Genomic DNA, 18883 nt, shown 5'->3' with positions numbered 1-18883 from the left:
AGTGCATTATCTATTTTTTTTACAAGAACAGCACTTAATTTAATATGTAATTAATTATAAGGAGCTTTAAGCTCCTTTTTAAGTTTCAATTTATTTAAGCTTTCTTTTGTTTATAAATTTAGTAAGAAAAAAGAAAACTAGAAATATGAGTGAGATTAATATGATTATTTGGTTTGTAGATAAAGAAAATATCTTAGTTAATTTTATCGAGTAGGCAAGTAGGGAAGATGTTATCAATTTTGATATACAAACGATTACTATATATTTTTTAGTGGAGACATTAGTAATCCCTGCCCCAACACTGACAATTTCATCTGGTAAAATAGGCACAATCAATAAAATTGTGATAAATAAAGTTTCATTTTTTTTAACAATTTCATTATATTTTGAAAGGTGCTTTGTTTTAATAAATCGATTAACTACCTTTAATCCTCCATATCTTGCTAAAAAAAACATTGTAATATTCCCTAAGACGATACCAACAAAATCAATAATAAAACCATAAAAAGAACCAAACACTGTACTGGCAGCTAAGACAGTGACTGCTTCTGGAATTGGCAAAGCAATTGGGTGGAAAAAACAGATTAAAAAATAGATCCACTTAGCAATTTTTATATTTTTTCTAAATAGTCCTTCAAAACCATAGTAATCAGTTATAACCATAATATTAGATACGTAATAAATTACAAAAATAAAAATTACGACAGCAAAGTTATAAAAAACTAGAATTCGAGTTAACTTTAGAAATTCTTCACTCTTGTTGAAAAATGCTATTACCGCAAATAACACAATGACAAATGATAAAAAAATACCGACCATTCTAAATTCATAAAGTAAAGTTTCTAAAGAACTTACTAAGATAATAATCGGAATAATACTTACAATCAATTGCAGAAATAATCTTACATACCTCCAATTTGAATATTTCATTCTAGATATAGTGTTCATTAAATTCTCCTTAGGCTAATTATTGTCTGCGAAAGTAAAGATTTATTTCACTCTTTTGATAGATTTAATCGTATAATGGTTATATTTTTCAATTAAGTACAAGAAAGCAGTCTATGTATTCGTTTGTCATACAAACAAACATTCCAGGAATGATAATTTTATTATTTTCTTTATTAAAAATAAATATCCATATGGAAATCCTCCATTTACTGACTATCCACAAGTTGATCTCTTTTTTCTCCCATGCTTTATCAGTAACTTTATATCCCTTACCTTACCGTTAGAATTTATTTATTCATTCATTTCTTTTTCCATAACGAATACTTCAGTTAAGTTGTTTTGTTTCGAACAAAAAGAGCTTATTCTTCTGTTATAAGAATAAGCTCTTCTAATTGCGCGTTTTCATCTATATGACGAATTGCACTATACTTTTTTAACTTAGATATGGAAAATTTGAGAGTTACCAATTTTAATGAAACATAACGCAATTACTATATTAATTATAAATAGAATCGGCATTATAAATACTTTGATATTGCCAAATTAAAAAATAAATATTCATAAACTAGCTTGATCACATTTCAATCATTTAAGCCAATCTAAATAATCAATAACAAATTGTTCAAACTTAATTGGTTTCCTCCCTAATAAATCCTCTAAATCTGTTGTTATTTTTTTTGCAAGTCCTAATTTTGCAGTTGTATATATACCTATCATAACTATAATAAAATCGCGAGCTAACCCTTTTTTTCTCATCTTTCTCCAAAAGGTTAAAATACTTGGATTTGTATAGATAATGTCTTTTTTTAGGTACTTTGATAAAATCTCAGCCACTTCGTAATAACTAATAGCTTCATTTCCAGTTAACGAATAAGATTTGAATCTATGCCCTTTTTCTGTTAGTGCTTTTGCGGCTACTACACCGATATCTCTTGTATCGATAAAACTCGTTTTCCCTTTACCCGCTGGTACAAAAATAATATTTTCCTTTATCAGTTCTTCAACATGTTGATTTAATAAATTCTGCATAAAAAAACTCGGTCTTAAAAATGTATAGGGGATCCCTGAGTTGAGAATTAATTCCTCTATCTTGGCATGCGGAACCACCTTATTTTTATCAGCACCTAATAAAGACAAGAATACTATCTGTTCAATCCCTACTTCTTTTGCAATTTCTATAACTGGTTCAAAATATTTCTTATCCGCAAGATGTGGAGGACGTATTAAAAAAAGTTTAGTAATTCCTTGAAATGCAGGTCTAATTGATTTGGAATCTTCAAAGTTTAAATATACATTACTAGTATTTTTTTTACTTGTGGATATTTTAAAATTAGCATTTAGCTTTAGTAGTTCTCTCACAACTTCTTTACCTACAGTACCTTTTGCACCTGTGACTAGAATCAAATTATCACTTCTTTCTATTACTTTCTTAATTTTATAAATCAGTTGCTACAATAGTCCTTTCAATAGTACAACCAGATTTATATTTACTTGAACAACTTTTGTTGCTACTTCTCTAAGATTCTAATAACATTTTTAACGATCGATAGACTTCGATGATTATTATACCCATCATCACATCTAAAATTTAGTTAAATTACATCACTTTATTCGTACAGGTCCAAATATCATATTCTAATTTTAGTTTGATCTATCATTCGCCTTACATATCACTTAGGATCCTTAAATCATTCCAAATTCCAAGTCTTATAGTGTTCACCAATATTTTTTGTTTATCAGTTTGCACTTTGTTATATCTTCCAAATACACCTCATTCATACTATTTTCTAATAGTTTATCAGATTTATATATACTTAAGAGTTAATTGTTTTAGAAAGAAATGTGAACATTCCATGTATCGTTCAACGTATTCATACAAAACCTCCCGTGATAAAAAAAATGATTTGCTCTGCGGTTGTAAGCCTTTGATACTGAGTAAACCCTATACGGCTACCGAACAATTCGCCTTAAGCATTACTTTTACTGGCCAGACCTCATAGGCCTTCTACTTACTTACTTTCTTTTCTTTTTCTGTATCTTTAGCATCGGCATATGGATTTATTTATCTCATCACGCCTAACTGCTCTCCCATTTCATCATCTCGTAGTTGATTTTGTCTATATTCTTCTGTGGTCGAATTCATGAGTAATATAATGAATTAATATAAAACGAGCTACCTGCTCATAAATAAAAAAAACCCTCAACGCCATAAGCGTCAAGGGTTGATTTGATTAATATACTGACATGTATTGATCTCTTTCCCAAGGGTGAACTTGAGTACGGAAGATATCCCATTCGATTTCTTTTGCTTCTACAAAGTGTTCGAATAAGTGTGATCCTAGAGCACCAACGATTACTTCGTCAGTTTTTAATAGTTCAAGTGCAGCTGCTAAAGTTGCTGGTAAATCAATGATTCCAACTTCTTCACGCTCTTCTTTCGACATAACGTAGATGTTACGGTCTACTGGAGCTGGAGCTTCTAATTTATTTTTGATTCCGTCTAAACCTGCTGCTAATAATACTGATAATGCTAAGTATGGGTTTGCAGCTGGGTCAACTGAACGTACTTCTACACGTGTGCTTAAGCCACGAGATGCAGGAATACGAATTAGTGGACTACGGTTTCTTGCAGACCAAGCAACGTAACATGGAGCTTCATATCCAGGTACTAAACGTTTATATGAGTTTACAGTTGGGTTTGTAACAGCTGTAAAGCTTGGAGCATGTTTTAAGATCCCTGCGATGAAGTGGCGTGCTGTTTCACTTAAACCTAATTCACCAGTCTCATCGTAGAATGCGTTTTTACCATTTGTAAATAATGATAAGTTACAGTGCATACCAGAACCGTTTACACCAAATAGTGGTTTTGGCATGAATGTAGCGTGTAAACCGTGCTTACGAGCGATTGTTTTTACAACTAATTTAAATGTTTGAATATCATCACAAGCTTTAATTGCACCAGCATATTTGAAATCAATTTCATGTTGTCCTGGAGCTACTTCGTGGTGAGATGCTTCGATTTCAAAGCCCATTTCTTCAAGTTCAAGAACGATATCACGACGGCAGTTTTCACCTAAGTCAGTTGGTGCTAAATCGAAGTAACCACCTTTATCATTTAACTCAAGAGTTGGTTCGCCTTTTTCATCTAATTTAAATAAGAAGAATTCTGGCTCAGGCCCTAGGTTGAAATCAGTGAAGCCTAGAGCTTCCATTTCTTTTAACATACGTTTTAAGTTATTACGAGGATCCCCTTCAAATGGAGTACCATCTGCATTGTAAATATCACAGATTAAACGAGCTACTTTTCCTTTTTCAGCAGTCCATGGGAAAACTACCCAAGTGTCTAAATCAGGGAATAAATACATATCAGATTCTTCGATACGAACGAATCCTTCAATTGAAGAACCGTCAAACATCATTTTATTGTCTAAAGCTTTTTCAAGCTGACTTACTGGAATTTCAACGTTTTTGATAATCCCTAGTAAATCCGTAAATTGTAGACGTATGTACTTTACGTTTTGTTCTTTTGAAATACGGAAAATATCTTCTTTTGTAAACTTAGCCATTATAAAAGTTCCCCTTTCGTATGCAACAAACAAAATTAGTCTAACACACTTTAAAATAGAAAAGTAGAAAGATCTACTTCCACTTTTCTATTTTTTTATTTTTAGTTTAGTGATTAGCAGTTTAAATATGTTTCTTTTTCCCATTCTGATACACGTAATCGGTATGCATCCCATTCATCTTTTTTGTTTTGAAGGAATGAATAATATACGTGCTTTCCTAAAACTTGCTGTAGGAATTCACTGTTTTCAAGTTCTGTAACTGCTTCAAGTAAGCTTCCAGGCAATGTTTCAATACCTTCTGCTTTTCTAGTTACGTCATCCATCAAATACAGGTTTTCACTTCGTTCGACCGGAGGTGTTAATTTTCTTTCAATACCATCCAAGCCTGCAGATAATAAAACAGCTAAAGCTAAATAAGGATTTGCAGATGGATCTGGATTTCGCACTTCGATTCTAGTACCTGCACCTCTTGCAGCAGGTATACGAATTGTACACGTGCGATTACTTTGTGACCAAGCTACATAAACTGGTGCTTCATAGCCTGGAACTAAACGTTTATATGAATTAACTGTTGGATTTGTAACTGAAGCATTTGCACGGGCATGTGTTAATACACCTGCAATAAATTGTCGCGCTGTTTCAGATAATCCAATTGAATCATGCTGATCATAAAAGGCATTACCATTATCATTTCCTAGACTCATATGACAATGCATACCAGAGCCATTTTCTCCAAATATTGGTTTTGGCATGAATGTAGCAACTAAACCATTTTTTTCAGCAATTGTTTTAACTGTATATTTAAATAATTGAATATTATCAGCTGTTTGTAATCCTGGTGCGTATTTCCAATCAATCTCATGTTGACCGATTGCAACTTCGTGATGCAAGGCCTCAACTTCTAACCCTAAAGCCTGAAGTGCTTTCGTAATTTCACGTCGTATTGTAACTGTTTTATCTAGGGGGGCTACATCAAAATATCCACCTTTGTCATTTGGAACTAATTGATTTCCTTCCTTAGTGAATAGGAAGAATTCAGGTTCAGGTCCTACATTAAAAGAAGTAAATCCCTTGTCAGTCGCTTTTTCAATTGCTCGTTTAAGCACATTTCTTGGGTCACCTTCAAACGGTGTACCATTCGGGTAATAAACATCGCAAATGAAGAGTCCAACTTTTTCGTTAGTATCGACTTTCCAAGTATTCAAATCTGGGAAAAGCATCATATCACTTGCTTCAATTTTTGTGAACCCGTTAATACTAGAGCCATCAAACATAGTTTCATTATTAAGTATTTTTTCAATTTGTGTGATTGGTAGTTCTAACTGTTTGAATACCCCTTCTACATCCGTAAAAAATAACTGCACAAATTCAAGACTGTGTTCTTCAACACTATTTAAAATCGTTTCCTTTTTCATTTATATTTCCCCCCATATAAATATAAAAGCTAGAATAATCCGGACTTTATCAATAACTTAATGAAAGAATCGAGACATATCTCCTTGTCGTAAAGAAGTTCTACCTAATTTACCATTTTGATATAACTCTTGACGAAGCATTTTTCGAAGCTGTTCATCTGATATTGATTTTTCAACAATGACTTGTTGAACCACTGTTTCTTTGGATTTTTCTGACGATTTTAAATTGAGTACTTCTTTAATTCCTGCTAAATTCAAGCCTTGTTCTATAAATGTTTTTATTTCTAATAATCGATCGACATCATTGAATGAAAATAATCTACGATTACCTTCAGTACGAGCTGGACGAATTAATCCATGCTCTTCATAATATCGAATTTGTCTTGCAGATAATTCAGTTAACGAAATGACTATTCCGATTGGGAAGAGTGGCGTTGAGCGTCTTACTTGATCATTCATAGCAATGCTCCTTTCGTTCATCTATAAGTATTTTATTTCATGTTAGATAATCTGTCAATACGATGTTAGAAAATCTAACATGAAAATATTTGTTTTTTATTCTATGCAATATTAGGTAAAATTCTACTATTTTATAAAAAAAATAATCTCCATTAGTTTGGAGATTATAAGGGTTTGTATTCAAATATTATAATTAGACTAATCCAGCGGTTTGACAATTTTTTGAATTCGGTCAGTCTGAAAGCTAATTCTTAATTTTTTTTGGCTAACAAAATTGCAATTAATAATAAAATACCTTTAATAATATCTTGCGCATAGTATGGTACGTTTAACATCGTGAATCCGTTTAAAAGGACCCCCATTAAACACGCACCTAAAAATGTTCCGATTATATTTGGTTTCCCTTTACCATACATAGCGATTCCTATATATGCAGCTGTAATACTATCCATTAATAATGGTGTACCTGCTGAAACTTGCCCTGTACCAACTCGACTAGCAAGTAAAATCCCACCAAGTGATGCAAAAAGCCCACTAATAATATACGCATAAACTCGATACTTGTTTACGGGTATTGCTGATAAGTGTGCAGCAGTTTTATTTCCTCCAATAAAGAAGAATACTCTTCCCCAAGTTGTCTTTTCTAAAAATAAGTGTGTAATCAAAATACAAATTATCATGATTATGACTGCAACTGGGATATTAAAAAATGACCCTTGCCCAAGATATAAAAACGAAGGAATAAAATGACCTGTAGTTGCTTTATTATTAATTGTCATTCCTTCATAGATGGATGAACCTTTTGTTAAGGTTAAATGTAAACCATTTACAACAAACATCATAGCAAGAGTAACTAATAAGTCCGGTAATTTCCCTTTCGTTATAAACAGACCGTTTAATAATCCAACTATTAAACCAAAAACAATAGGAATTAATAGTGTAATCAATAGCTCTTGTCTAAAAACAATTAAACAATAAGCGGCTGTAACTGTACTTAAACTCGCGGTCGATCCAACTGATAAATCTAAACCTTCAATGATTAAACTAAAGGTAACTCCAATCGCCAGTAATGTTACAATTGAAATCGATCTTAAAATATCAGTAATATTACTATAAGATAAGAAGGAATTCGATGTCATTGAAAAAAATGCTATAACGACTAGAAGTAGGAATACCGCTCCAAAATCCAAAAATAATCTTCTACCTTGTGTTTGTGCCCATTGCGTCATTGTATACCCTCCAATAACTCACCTTGTATAATTGTATATATTTTGTCTCCTATCACATTAGCTTCTTCAATATCATTCGTGAAATAAATAACACAACCACCGTTAGCACAAAATTCATCAATGTATTGGAAAATATGTTGTTTAGCATAAATATCAACACCCTTAAGTGGTTCATCTAATATAAGACACTTTAAATTCGGTGAGATCCATTTTGCTATACTTACTTTTTGTTGATTTCCTCCACTAAGATGTAAAATTTCTTTTTCAGTGTCCTTTGGATAAATACTTAAAGTATTAATTAAGGATTGAGAAGTCTCAACTTCGAGATTTTTGTTTATCCAACCTCTTTTGTTGAATGAGATATTCTCTCTAACCGAATGATTTAAAAATAACCCTTCTTTTCTTCGATCCTCTGGTACAAATGCAATTCCTTGTTTATATGCATGCTGTGGAGACTTGATCAAAAATGAGTTTCTTCCAACTATTAAATCATATTGGTTTCGATTGCCCCATATTGTTTTTGCTAAACTTGTTTTCTTATTTCCATTTGCTCCATAAATGGCAATTACTTCATTTTTATTTATTTCTATATTAATAGAAGCTTTCGTTTCACTTAATCGGATATTACGAAACTGAAAAGCTGTTTCATTGCGCTCTTTTATTGTTTTTTTAAATGAAAATTTACCAGAAGACATTTGACCTATTATTTCTTCCACAGATAATGTCGATGAGCTACCTTGATACACAATTTCTCCACTTCTTAATATCGTTAATTCATCAGTAAATTTTATAAGTTCGTCAATTGAGTGTAAAATGACGACAATACCTTTACCCATTTTTTTCAAGTTGTGTAAGAATGAGAAAAATTGCTCTTTTTCAGTATTTCCTAGGGAAGAAGTGGGCTCATCAAACAGGAAATAGGATGCATCATTTAGTAGTGCTTTTGCAATTAAAATAAATTGTTTTTCATATATTGTACAATCACTTACTTGTTTATAGTATGGTAGATTCAAATTCCATTTTGAAAGTCGATTTTGAACAAATTCAACACTTTTCTTTTTTGAGAAGAAGAATTTCTTAATTTCTCTATTCAATGCAATTATTAAATTTTCAATTACAGTTAATCCTTGCACAAGTCCCTCATCAACTTCTTGAGGGACATATGCTATTGTTGAATTTTCACTTACTTTACACTTACCATTTGTTGGCTGAATTCTATTAGCTAGAATCTTCATTAAAGTACTTTTACCTGCACCATTTAAACCAGCCAGACCGTCTATTTTTCCAGATTTCACTGAAAAATTAATATCTTTTAGTACCTCTGATTCGCCATAACTAAAATATACAGATTCTAGTTTAATAGTCATCTTTAGTTCCCCTTATCTAATTTCTCCATCCATGGTGAAGTTGCTGCTTGTGAAGGTTTCCAGTTTTCACTATATTTTCTTAGATCACTAACTTTAATTGGATTATTTGGAAGTTCCTCTTTCTCTATTAATTTAGGTTCCAAAGAATAAATATCCGGGGTTTCTTCACCAGCTATTTTTTGATATAGGAATCTAGATTGAACTTCTCCAATTTCTCCCGGATCACTTGCAGCTGAAGTAACCCACGGTGAATTTTTTTCTTGAATTAATTGAAGATCTTCATCACTTAAATCAATTCCGTAAACTTTTACTTCATTACGTCCAGCTTGTTGAATTGCTTTTGTAGCCCCTTTTGCAAACTCATCCCAAGTTGCAAAAATAGCATCAAGCTGACCTTTAGGGTATTTCTTTAATAAAGCTTCTACCTGAGCTTGTGTATCAAGCATCGTATTACTACTTGCTTTTCCGAATCTGGCAACCTCTCTTATATTCGGATAACGTTTATAAAATGCATCAAGAATAACTTTTCTTCGCTCCATCGGTGTAAAACCACCTACCCAAATTGTTGCGATATTCCCTTTTCCGTTTAATCCTTCTGCTAAACTCTTTAAACTTTTCCATGCTAAACTGTAATCATCTTGGTCAATTACTGTAACACCAGGAATATTTAAGTCACTATCAAAAGAAACAACTGGAATGCCTGCAGCTAACGCTTTTTTCACACCTTTTTCTAATGTTTCTTTTCTCCCATGATCGATTAAAATCCCATCAACCTTAGAATTGACGGCTGTATCTAAATTGGAGGCCATCTTTGCTAAATCATTATCTGCATTATATACTTGTACTTCTCCACCAAATTTCCCAACTTGTTTTTTCACGCCATCGATATATTGTGAAGAAAAAGTTCCAATTGAAAACTCCATAATTAAAGCAATTTTTGTTTTCTTTTTTACTGCTTCAGGAATTTCAGCATTGCTACTTGTAGATACTTTTTTTACTTCAGTACTAGCATTTTCAGATTTTTTCGTTGAAACTACATTTTGTTCATTTGCACAAGCTGTTAATAATACTGATGCAATTGACAGTGTTGCAATCATTTTTTTCATTACTCTTCCTCCCAACTTTTAAACGTTTCTTTATAATCACTAGAAACAATTCCTTTTTCCGTAATAATCGCCGTTATTAATTCATTCGGCGTCACGTCAAATGCTGGGTTTAGTACATTGATTCCTTCAGGGGCAATTTGAACATTTCCGATATGCGTTACTTCAGTACGATCACGTTGTTCAATGACAATTTCATTCCCAGATTCGATTGATAAATCGATTGTTGATAAAGGAGCAGCTACATAAAATGGAATTTGGTAAAAGTTTGCTAATATTGCTAATTGTAATGTCCCTATTTTATTTGCAGTGTCTCCATTAGCAGTAATGCGATCAGCTCCAACAATAACTGCATCGACTTTTTTATTTTGTAATAAATACCCGACCATATTATCAGTTAATAATGTAACTGGGATACCACTTTGGTTCAATTCCCAAGATGTCAGTCTTGCCCCTTGAAATACTGGTCTAGTTTCTGTTGCATAAGCTGATATTTCCCAGCCTTTTTCTTTTGCTAAGTGAAGTGGAGCTAGAGCTGTTCCGTATCGACTTGTCGCAATACTTCCTGCGTTGCAATGAGTTAATACTGCTGCGCCATCATGTAATAATGTTAAAGCGTTCTCACCGATTTCTTTGCAAGTTGCCTCATCTGCTAGATGTAATTTAATCGCTTCTTCCATGATGATTAATTTAGCTTCTGATACAGTCACTGCTTCTTTACTAAATCCTATTAGTTTTTCAACAGCCCATGCTAAATTTACTGCAGTTGGTCTCGCACTAATCAGCTCATCCGCTAATAATCTTGCTTGATGATGAAATTCATCAATTTGTTCAGTTTCAAGTTCTCGAACACCTAAATAAAGTCCATATGCAGCTGCTAAACCAATCGCTGGTGCGCCTCTTACTTGTAATTTTACGATTGCTTCACGTACATCTAATAATGTCGTAGCATCAACATAATCTATTTCAGTTGGTAATTTTGTTTGGTCTAAAATTTTTAAACTTTCACCGTTCCATTTTAATGATTCTGGTATTTGCTGTAATGTAGTCATCAATTATTACTCCAATCCATTAATTAAGTTTTGAATATTCCTAATAGTAAATCTATTTTTTATACAATAAACTCCGAATTTTAAGACTTTTTTCTTTGCTTCAATTTTTTGATTATGTTCCAGTGAATCAATATCTTCAACGTGTGCAAGACCGATACTTCTTCGGATTAATTCACATCCAATAACTCCAATTGCATCCACCCAATATCCTTCTAATTTTTCTTTAATTAGAGCTTTTTGGTTAAATGGTCGAACACTATGCTCTTCCCATAGTCGAATAAATGTTTCATTAAAAACTTTTTCAATGTTTAAAATGTGTTCGACAATTTCGTCTTTTAGCTCAGTGCGGCTGAAAAGTTGAAAGAGTAAATTTGCTTGAATTTGCCCTAAATCAAATCCAATTGGTCCTACAAATGCAAATTCTGGGTCAATAATTTTTGTTTCTGTTTCAGAAACGAAAATGCTTCCCGTATGTAAATCACCATGTAATAAAGCTTCTTTTTTTGATAAGAAATCTAATTTTAGTTTCGCAACCTCAATTTGTAGATCTACATCATCCCATAGTTCTTGAATTACATCTGTTAATTCTTCTTCAAAATTATTTGTTTCACTATTAAAAAATGGATCAGTATAAACAAGATTTTCGGTTATATCACATAGGTCAGGATTATTAAAATGATACTCTAGCTCTTTTTTCTTAGCCGGTGAAGTTCCGAAGTCTGAAGTGAAAAATAATGACTTTGCTAAAAATTCACCGATATGTTCAGCTAAAAACGGATAGCTTTTTTTCTCGATGAAACCTTTTCGTAAAATTTGTAAGTGTGAAAGATCCTCCATGACAGTTACCGCTTGATCTTCGTCATGTTCTAAAATTTTTGGTGCATGTAATGGGATTAACTCATTGTATATTTTTGTCGCATTACTCTCAATCGTAGCTCGCTTTAATGTTAGAGGCCAACTTTCACCAACAACTTTTGCATATGGTAAAGCCTGTTTTATAATTAACCCTTTCTCGCTTCCAACCGGATTAACTTTAAACACTAAATTTAAATTTCCATCCCCGATTTCTATACTTTCACATAGTTCATTTTTAAAATAGCCAAGTTTTTGTAAATAAGTAATTGCAGTTGCTTCTGTTAATGGTCTATATTCTTTTCGTTCAATGACAGTCACTAATTTCATCCCCCTTAAATTTTGCAAAATAAAAAGCCTCTTTTCCGAGACGAAAAGAGGCAATACTAATTGGCTTTCGTCTCTTATCTACCAGAAAATTTCTTTTCTGTTGGAATTAGCACCGTGCCTTACTGAGCATTTTTAGCTCAGGCGTATACAATACGCCCCATTTCACAATGGTATTACGGTCGGTTGCTGGGCATCGTCGGGCCAAATCCCTCCGCCTACTCGAAATAAGAGTTCGCATATTTGATTTTATAATCGTATTTTAGTTTAAAGATTTTTAATTTGTCAATCACTTTTTAGATTTTTTTGTAAATTTCTTCTTTTCTGTCTTCAAAAATAGGTATTGTACCGCGTATTTCATCGACTTTTTTTGGATCAATTTCGCCAAAAACGACTTCTTCATTCGTACCACCTTTTGTAACTACTTCTCCCCAAGGATCAATGATCATTGATCCTCCACCAAATGTATTTGCTAAATCTTTTCCTACTCGATTACAAGCAACGACATAACACTGATTTTCGATTGCTCTTGCCTTTAATAAGATTTCCCAATGATTCATTCTTTGAATTGGCCACTGGGCCACAAAAAATAAAACTTTTGCACCTTTTTGAGAATGTGCTCCAATCCATTCAGGAAAACGTAAATCATAGCAAACGAAACCTGCAGCCGTTAATCCATCGATTTCAAAGAAACCATCTGTTTCCCCTGATTGTAGATAGTGATGCTCGTTCATTAACTGGAATAAATGAACTTTATCATAAGTTTTTACTAATTTACCACTACCGTTAATAACAATTAACGTATTCGTAACCCCATTTTCTCTTGCAATTGGGAACGAACCAGCAATCAAGATTACGTTTTTAGATTTTGCGATTGACTGAAGTTCAGAAATAACTGCTTCTTGTTCACCTGTGTGCAAGCCAATTTCTTCCAGACAATACCCTGTGGTCCATAATTCTGGTAATACGATTATACGGACATTTTCTTTAACAGCTTCGTTTATTTGCGTTTTCATTTTCTCTAAATTAGACTTTGAATCACCTAAAATAACGTCAGATTGAATACACGCAATTTTAATCACAATTTATTCACCCTATTCTAAATTTTATAGACATTTTTAAATCGAGCATATATGATGGTGAAAGTTATTGCAACAGTCGTTCATGAAAATCATTCGATTAAGAAACGATCTATTCAAATTAATTTTATTATATTTTTGGAGTGATTAACTTGAATCATAGTAAACTATTAAACAATTTACCAAAACAATTTTTTGCTTCACTAGTCCAAAAAGTGAATCAGTCAATAGGTAATGGTCATGATGTCATTAATCTTGGTCAAGGAAATCCAGATCAACCTACACCCGACCATATTATAAAAGCATTACAGCAATCTGTTGAAAACCCTTTAACTCATCGTTATTCTCCGTTTAGAGGAATTAGCTCTCTTAAAAATGCTGTTGTAGAATTTTATAAACGTGAGTATGATGTTGATTTACACCCAGAGGAAGAAGTAGCGATCTTATTCGGTGGAAAAGCTGGATTAGTTGAGCTACCACTTTGTTTATGTGACGCAGGGGATACAATTTTAGTTCCTGACCCAGGCTATCCAGACTATTTATCAGGAATATCTCTTTCGAAAACAGTACCATATATGCTTCCATTACTTGAAGAAAATCAATTTTTACCAGATTATAAATTAATTCCTCAGGATGTTTTAGATGCTAGTAAAATCTTGTTTATCAATTATCCAAATAATCCCACTGGTGCTATAGCAACTGAAGAATTTTTTAACGAAACAGTTGAGCTTGCAAAAAATAATCAGATTACCGTTTGTCATGATTTTGCTTACGGCGCATTTGGTTTTGACGGCAAAAAACCTTTAAGTTATCTTCAAACACCAGGAGCTAAAGAATGCGGGATTGAAATTTATACGCTTTCTAAAACTTATAATATGGCTGGTTGGCGAATCGGTTTTGCAGTTGGAAATAAAGAGGTTATTTCAGCAATTAATCTATTACAGGATCATCTTTACGTTAGCATCTTCCCTGCTGTTCAAGAAGCTGCCGCTGTAGCGCTTACTGAATCTCAAGAAAGTGTCAAACAACTATTGGCACTTTATGAAGAACGTAGAAATGTATTTATTAGCGGCTGTCACGAAATTGGCTGGGAAGTAACTGCACCAGCAGGATCGTTTTTTGCTTGGTTAAAAATTCCATCAGGTTATACATCACAGGAATTCGCTGATCTATTACTTGAAAAGGCTCATATTGCAGTCGCTCCAGGAAATGGATTTGGAGAATATGGTGAAGGTTATGTAAGAGTAGGTCTATTATCAGATACTGATAGATTGAATGAAGCAGTTTCTAGATTAAAAGAGATTGAAATATTTTCAAAATTTAATGTTTGACAATTGTGATTGTTCATGAAATAATGCGATTAGATTAAAAATTCAAAATTAAATATAACTTTATTCAGAGTAGGTGGAGGGACCGAGCCCGACGAAACCCGGCAACCGGCTAGTTATCTAGTACGGTGCTAATTCTCGCAGCATTTGCTGGCAGATAAGGTGTAGGTAAACCTCTCCTTAGTGGAGAGGTTTTTTGTTTGATTAAAACTTTATGGAGGTTTTGAAATGAGTGGAGTAATAGCAACTTACCAAGTTTATGATAAAAATCATCATTTAGAAAAAAAAGCAGAATCAATCGCGCTAGGTTTAACGGTTGGTTCATGGACAAATTTACCTCAAAATGATCAAATTCAATTACAAAAGCATAAAGGCAAAGTCCTTTCAGTTCGTGAAATAGAATGCGAAGAAAATATCGTTAATACTTTAAGCTATAAAGCGACAAAAGGGATTATTGAAATCTATTATCCAAGCTTAAATTTTTCAGCAGATCTTCCAGCTATTTTAACAACGGTTTTCGGTAAGCTATCCCTTGATGGTGAAATTAAACTAATTGATTTAAATTTCACCGATGATATTTTAAATCTTTTTCCAGGTCCAAAATTTGGCATTAAAGGGATACGAGAGAAATTGGATGTATATGATCGACCTTTATTAATGAGTATTTTTAAATCAATTATCGGCAGAGATATTCAATACATTTCAGAGGAATTAAAAAAGCAAGCTCTAGGTGGCGTAGATTTAATAAAAGATGACGAGATTCTTTTTGACACAAATACATCTATTACGGATCGCGTTACTTACGGAAAAAATATGTTGAACCAGGTTTATGAGAAAACAGGACATAAAACTTTATATGCGGTAAATTTAACTGGCCGTACATATGAGTTAAAAGAAAAAGCATTACGAGCTGCTGAAGCTGGTGCTGATGTATTTTTATTAAATGTGTTCTCGTATGGAATTGATGCCCTTCAAGGATTGGCAGAAGATCCATCAATTAATATTCCAATTATGGCTCATCCTGCTGTATCGGGTGCCTTTACATCATCACCAATTTATGGAATCGACGCAGGATTATTACTAGGAAAACTTTTACGAATAGCTGGTGCAGATTTTAGTCTTTTCCCTTCACCATATGGATCAGTTGCATTACAAAAAGAAACAGCGTTAAAAATAGCTGAAAATTTAACGGTATCAAATGGCTTAAAAGAGACATTCCCAGTTCCTTCTGCTGGCATTCACCCTGGACTAGTGCCTCAATTAATTCAAGATTTTGGAATTGAGCAAGTCATCAACGCTGGCGGAGGTGTTCATGGACATCCGGATGGACCAATCGGTGGAGGTAATGCATTTAGAGAAGCAATTTCAGCAACTTTATCTGGGGTAGAGCTACAAGACTACGCACTTCCAAATTCATCACTACAAAAAGCATTACAACTTTGGGGGTAAACAACAATGGCAATAAAGATTTTTTGTGATTTTGATGGAACAATTACTGAGGGAGACAATATCGTTAATTTAATTAAAGAATTTGCTCCACCTTCAGTAAGTGAATTAACAAATGAAGTATTAAACGGCAATATATCCATTCGAGAAGGCGTAGAGAAAATGTTTGCTACGATTCCTTCAACGAAAAAACAAGAAATGACCGATTTTGTAATTGATCGTACTGTCATTCGAGATGGGTTTAGCGATTTTATTCAATTTGTAAGCGCTCAACAATATAAGTTAAAAGTTGTAAGTGGCGGACTAGATTTTTTCGTTCATCCAATTTTAGCTGCTTATCTTCCATCTTCGGATATCTTATGTAACCGTACTGACTTTACAGGTCAAACGGTAAAAATACACTGGGATCATTCTTGTGATGAAAACTGTACGAATGATTGTGGAATGTGTAAACCATCTGTTAAAAGAAAGTTTAGTGAATCAAATGATTTTATCATTGTCATTGGTGATTCAATTACTGACTTACAAATTGCAAAAGAAGCCAATTTAATTTTTGCTCGAGATTTTTTAAAAGATAAATGTGAAGAACTATCTTTACCTTTCATTCCTTTTGAAAATTTCTATGATATTCGAGTTTCATTAGAGAAGGAGGTGTTTGTATGAAGGACTTTTTCAAACATTATGATGAAATCCGTGAAATAAAAAAAGTACTTGCTAAACGAGATTGGTTTTTAGGAACTAGTGGAAATTTATCAATTAAAGTAAATGAGGAGCCTTTAAACTTTTTAGTTACAACTAGTGGTAAAGATAAAACGAAACATACGTATGACGATTTTTTACTTGTTAATGAATTTGACAAATCTGTTTGGGATGAATCAAAAAAACCATCAGCTGAAGTCATTTTACATCGTCTAATTTATCAGCACACAAATGCAAAATGCGTTCTTCATGTACACACCATAGCAAATAACTTTATTACAAAGGATTTTCCATATCAAGATGAGTTATCTTTTTCTGGTATCGAAATAATTAAAGCATTAGGACTATGGGAAGAAGATGCGGAAATTACAATTCCAATTATAAGAAATCATGCACACATCCCTACTCTAGCAAATGAATTTCTTCCTCATGTTAAAAACGATCATGGTGCTGTATTAATTCATAATCATGGTATAACAGTATGGGCCGAATCAGCATTTGATGCTAAGAAACATTTAGAAGCTTATGAGTTTCTATTCCAATACGCATTGCAAGGTATGCAAAAAAATACATTGATAAAAAACTAATTTGGAGGACTGAAGAATGGCAACAATTTGGGTAGAAAAAAAAGATTATCATATTACAAGTGATGTTGAAGTAAAAGCATATTTAGAAGAACAAGGTGTAATTTATGAAAATTGGAATATCGAACAATTACATAGTTCTTTACAAGAAAAATTTATTTTATCAGATGAAGAAAAAGCAGCAATTCTTGAAACTTTTAAAGCTGAAATTGACAGTATTTCATCAAGACGTGGCTATTTAGCGAGTGATATTATTACACTTTCAGAAGCAACTCCAAATCTTGATGAATTACTTAAAAACTTCAATCGTAAGCATCATCATACGGATGACGAAGTTCGTTTCATTGTTAGTGGTCACGGAACGTTTATTATCGAAGGGAATGAAGGCTTTTTCCATGTTCATCTGAATCCTGGAGATTTAATTTCAGTACCGCCAAATGTACGCCACTACTTCACGTTAGCAGAGGATCGTAAAGTAGTTGCAGTTCGATTGTTTGTTACTACTGAAGGCTGGGTGCCAATTTACGAATAATTAAATTAAAACTAAATTGACTCATATCCATTTTAGGATGTGAGTCAATTAATTTCGTCCTCATTTAAATGATCATCTCGGTAGTCGATATATAAAGACCCATCGGTTTGTACTTCAACAAAAAACACTTCTGAAACCGAGTTTATACCTACCCTTTTGAGTTGAGCCATTAACCATTTTTTATCCAAGTTTAAATTTGATAAAGCATCTTCATTCACTTCCCCGTCAGATACCACCGCTGTTGAAGTCGGAAATAATAAAGTTTTTTTCCATGTTTTATTTTTTTTCGTTTTAACATCTTTTGTTTTCATAATTGATAGGCTGCCATCGATTTCAAATATAGCGTACTCTACATCTTTCAACGAATAAATATTCTCATTACGAAGCATTCCTTGAAATTGCTCTGTATCTAATCTAGCTTTTTTTAATGCATTTTCCATTATTTTTCCTTGTCTAATTAAAATAATTGGTTCCCCAAGAATCACTCGCCGTACAGTTTTAGATTTTAAGCTTAAATACCCCATGATGATCGTCAAAACTGCCCAGCCAACCAATCCAATGATCCCATCCTCAATATCTAATGTTTTAGACGTCGTAATTGATGCTGCTATATTCCCTATTGTAATGGCTGTTATAAATGTAAAAACATCTAATTGACTAATCTCCTTTTTCCCCATTAATCTTGTTAAAATAAATAAAACAAAAAATGAGCATATGACTCTTAATACTACTTCATTAAAGCTCATTTAGTTCATCCTTTCTCTTTCAAACAAACTATTTTTTAGTATTTATCAATCAACTTAGCCTTTGAAAAATAGTATGAAACTATTCCTTTTTGTTACTAAATAAATAGTAAAACCACACTCTTTGTTATGTCCTCATAAATTACCGATTATT

Annotated in this window: 17 protein-coding genes and 2 riboswitches; of the genes, 5 read left to right on the top strand and 12 right to left on the bottom strand. The window is 32.9% G+C overall.

Annotation, left to right across the window (positions count from 1 at the left end; translation table 11 throughout):
* Positions 1–90 precede the first annotated feature (90 nt).
* From RAH41_RS01480 to RAH41_RS01430, 11 genes are all read right to left on the bottom strand, one after another.
* A complete protein-coding gene (locus RAH41_RS01480) occupies positions 91–948 on the bottom strand; it encodes a TVP38/TMEM64 family protein (protein ID WP_331220108.1) in 858 nt (285 codons plus the stop codon).
* A 585-nt stretch (positions 949–1533) separates the two neighbouring features.
* On the bottom strand, positions 1534–2352 hold the full coding sequence (locus tag RAH41_RS01475; RefSeq protein ID WP_331220107.1) for an SDR family oxidoreductase: 819 nt from the start codon (positions 2350–2352) through the stop codon (positions 1534–1536).
* Positions 2353–3179: 827 nt separating this feature from the next.
* Positions 3180–4514 (bottom strand): type I glutamate--ammonia ligase, encoded by a 1335-nt coding sequence (glnA, locus tag RAH41_RS01470; RefSeq protein ID WP_331220105.1) that lies wholly within the window; start codon positions 4512–4514, stop codon positions 3180–3182.
* A 113-nt stretch (positions 4515–4627) separates the two neighbouring features.
* A complete protein-coding gene (locus RAH41_RS01465) occupies positions 4628–5929 on the bottom strand; it encodes a glutamine synthetase family protein (RefSeq protein WP_331220103.1) in 1302 nt (433 codons plus the stop codon).
* Positions 5930–5986: 57 nt separating this feature from the next.
* Positions 5987–6388 carry a MerR family transcriptional regulator gene (locus tag RAH41_RS01460; RefSeq protein WP_331220101.1) on the bottom strand — a complete coding sequence of 134 codons (402 nt, stop codon included), beginning with the start codon at positions 6386–6388 and terminating at the stop codon, positions 5987–5989.
* Between the two features lie 251 nt (positions 6389–6639).
* A complete protein-coding gene (locus tag RAH41_RS01455) occupies positions 6640–7617 on the bottom strand; it encodes an ABC transporter permease (protein ID WP_419471544.1) in 978 nt (325 codons plus the stop codon).
* Positions 7614–8984, bottom strand: a complete 1371-nt coding sequence (locus RAH41_RS01450) for an ATP-binding cassette domain-containing protein (protein WP_331220099.1) — start codon at positions 8982–8984, stop codon at positions 7614–7616. The genes RAH41_RS01455 and RAH41_RS01450 overlap by 4 nt, the downstream gene beginning before the upstream one ends.
* Before the next feature lie 2 nt (positions 8985–8986).
* On the bottom strand, positions 8987–10090 hold the full coding sequence (locus tag RAH41_RS01445; protein ID WP_331220097.1) for a sugar ABC transporter substrate-binding protein: 1104 nt from the start codon (positions 10088–10090) through the stop codon (positions 8987–8989).
* Positions 10090–11139 carry an S-methyl-5-thioribose-1-phosphate isomerase gene (gene mtnA / locus RAH41_RS01440; protein WP_331220095.1) on the bottom strand — a complete coding sequence of 350 codons (1050 nt, stop codon included), beginning with the start codon at positions 11137–11139 and terminating at the stop codon, positions 10090–10092. Before mtnA ends, RAH41_RS01445 begins: the two co-directional genes overlap by 1 nt.
* A 6-nt stretch (positions 11140–11145) precedes the next feature.
* Positions 11146–12312 carry an S-methyl-5-thioribose kinase gene (gene mtnK / locus RAH41_RS01435; RefSeq protein ID WP_331220093.1) on the bottom strand — a complete coding sequence of 389 codons (1167 nt, stop codon included), beginning with the start codon at positions 12310–12312 and terminating at the stop codon, positions 11146–11148.
* Between the two features lie 80 nt (positions 12313–12392).
* A riboswitch (SAM riboswitch) is annotated at positions 12393–12552 on the bottom strand.
* A 62-nt stretch (positions 12553–12614) separates the two neighbouring features.
* The gene (locus tag RAH41_RS01430) at positions 12615–13400 is read right to left on the bottom strand and encodes a carbon-nitrogen family hydrolase (RefSeq protein ID WP_331220091.1); all 786 of its coding nucleotides are present in this window, start codon (positions 13398–13400) and stop codon (positions 12615–12617) included.
* Positions 13401–13543: 143 nt separating this feature from the next.
* Here RAH41_RS01430 and RAH41_RS01425 point away from each other — a divergent pair, with 143 nt between their 5' ends.
* From RAH41_RS01425 to RAH41_RS01405, 5 genes are all read left to right on the top strand, one after another.
* A complete protein-coding gene (locus RAH41_RS01425) occupies positions 13544–14728 on the top strand; it encodes a pyridoxal phosphate-dependent aminotransferase (protein ID WP_419471553.1) in 1185 nt (394 codons plus the stop codon).
* A 57-nt stretch (positions 14729–14785) separates the two neighbouring features.
* Positions 14786–14889: riboswitch (SAM riboswitch) on the top strand.
* Between the two features lie 64 nt (positions 14890–14953).
* Positions 14954–16174, top strand: coding sequence for a 2,3-diketo-5-methylthiopentyl-1-phosphate enolase (locus RAH41_RS01420; RefSeq protein WP_331220087.1), 1221 nt, complete (start codon positions 14954–14956; stop codon positions 16172–16174).
* Between the two features lie 6 nt (positions 16175–16180).
* Complete coding sequence (locus RAH41_RS01415) at positions 16181–16834, top strand: 2-hydroxy-3-keto-5-methylthiopentenyl-1-phosphate phosphatase (protein ID WP_331220085.1); 654 nt, start codon at positions 16181–16183, stop codon at positions 16832–16834.
* A complete protein-coding gene (locus RAH41_RS01410) occupies positions 16831–17457 on the top strand; it encodes a methylthioribulose 1-phosphate dehydratase (RefSeq protein ID WP_331220083.1) in 627 nt (208 codons plus the stop codon). The genes RAH41_RS01415 and RAH41_RS01410 overlap by 4 nt, the downstream gene beginning before the upstream one ends.
* Positions 17458–17473: 16 nt before the next feature.
* Positions 17474–17986, top strand: a complete 513-nt coding sequence (locus tag RAH41_RS01405; protein ID WP_331220082.1) for a cupin domain-containing protein — start codon at positions 17474–17476, stop codon at positions 17984–17986.
* 44 nt (positions 17987–18030) lie between these two features.
* Here the strand turns inward: RAH41_RS01405 and RAH41_RS01400 are convergent, their stop codons facing one another.
* The gene (locus RAH41_RS01400; RefSeq protein WP_331220080.1) at positions 18031–18732 is read right to left on the bottom strand and encodes a DUF421 domain-containing protein; all 702 of its coding nucleotides are present in this window, start codon (positions 18730–18732) and stop codon (positions 18031–18033) included.
* Positions 18733–18883: the final 151 nt, after the last annotated feature.

The sequence above is a fragment of the Gottfriedia acidiceleris genome (genome assembly GCF_036421055.1).
Taxonomy (GTDB): domain Bacteria; phylum Bacillota; class Bacilli; order Bacillales; family Bacillaceae_G; genus Gottfriedia; species Gottfriedia acidiceleris_C.
The sequence above is the reverse complement of the archived record's forward strand: the minus strand, read 5'-3'. Positions and strand labels throughout refer to the sequence as shown.

Bases quoted from the DNA above. Each gene is read 5' to 3' on its own strand.
- RAH41_RS01455 (WP_419471544.1), bottom strand. From the start codon at position 7,617: ATGACGCAATGGGCACAAACACAAGGTAGAAGATTATTTTTGGATTTT.
- RAH41_RS01480 (WP_331220108.1), bottom strand. From the start codon at position 948: ATGAACACTATATCTAGAATGAAATATTCAAATTGGAGGTATGTAAGA.
- glnA (WP_331220105.1), bottom strand. From the start codon at position 4,514: ATGGCTAAGTTTACAAAAGAAGATATTTTCCGTATTTCAAAAGAACAA.
- RAH41_RS01415 (WP_331220085.1), top strand. From the start codon at position 16,181: ATGGCAATAAAGATTTTTTGTGATTTTGATGGAACAATTACTGAGGGA.
- RAH41_RS01460 (WP_331220101.1), bottom strand. From the start codon at position 6,388: ATGAATGATCAAGTAAGACGCTCAACGCCACTCTTCCCAATCGGAATA.
- RAH41_RS01400 (WP_331220080.1), bottom strand. From the start codon at position 18,732: ATGAGCTTTAATGAAGTAGTATTAAGAGTCATATGCTCATTTTTTGTT.
- RAH41_RS01450 (WP_331220099.1), bottom strand. From the start codon at position 8,984: ATGACTATTAAACTAGAATCTGTATATTTTAGTTATGGCGAATCAGAG.
- RAH41_RS01445 (WP_331220097.1), bottom strand. From the start codon at position 10,090: ATGAAAAAAATGATTGCAACACTGTCAATTGCATCAGTATTATTAACA.
- mtnA (WP_331220095.1), bottom strand. From the start codon at position 11,139: ATGACTACATTACAGCAAATACCAGAATCATTAAAATGGAACGGTGAA.
- RAH41_RS01420 (WP_331220087.1), top strand. From the start codon at position 14,954: ATGAGTGGAGTAATAGCAACTTACCAAGTTTATGATAAAAATCATCAT.
- RAH41_RS01465 (WP_331220103.1), bottom strand. From the start codon at position 5,929: ATGAAAAAGGAAACGATTTTAAATAGTGTTGAAGAACACAGTCTTGAA.
- RAH41_RS01410 (WP_331220083.1), top strand. From the start codon at position 16,831: ATGAAGGACTTTTTCAAACATTATGATGAAATCCGTGAAATAAAAAAA.
- RAH41_RS01405 (WP_331220082.1), top strand. From the start codon at position 17,474: ATGGCAACAATTTGGGTAGAAAAAAAAGATTATCATATTACAAGTGAT.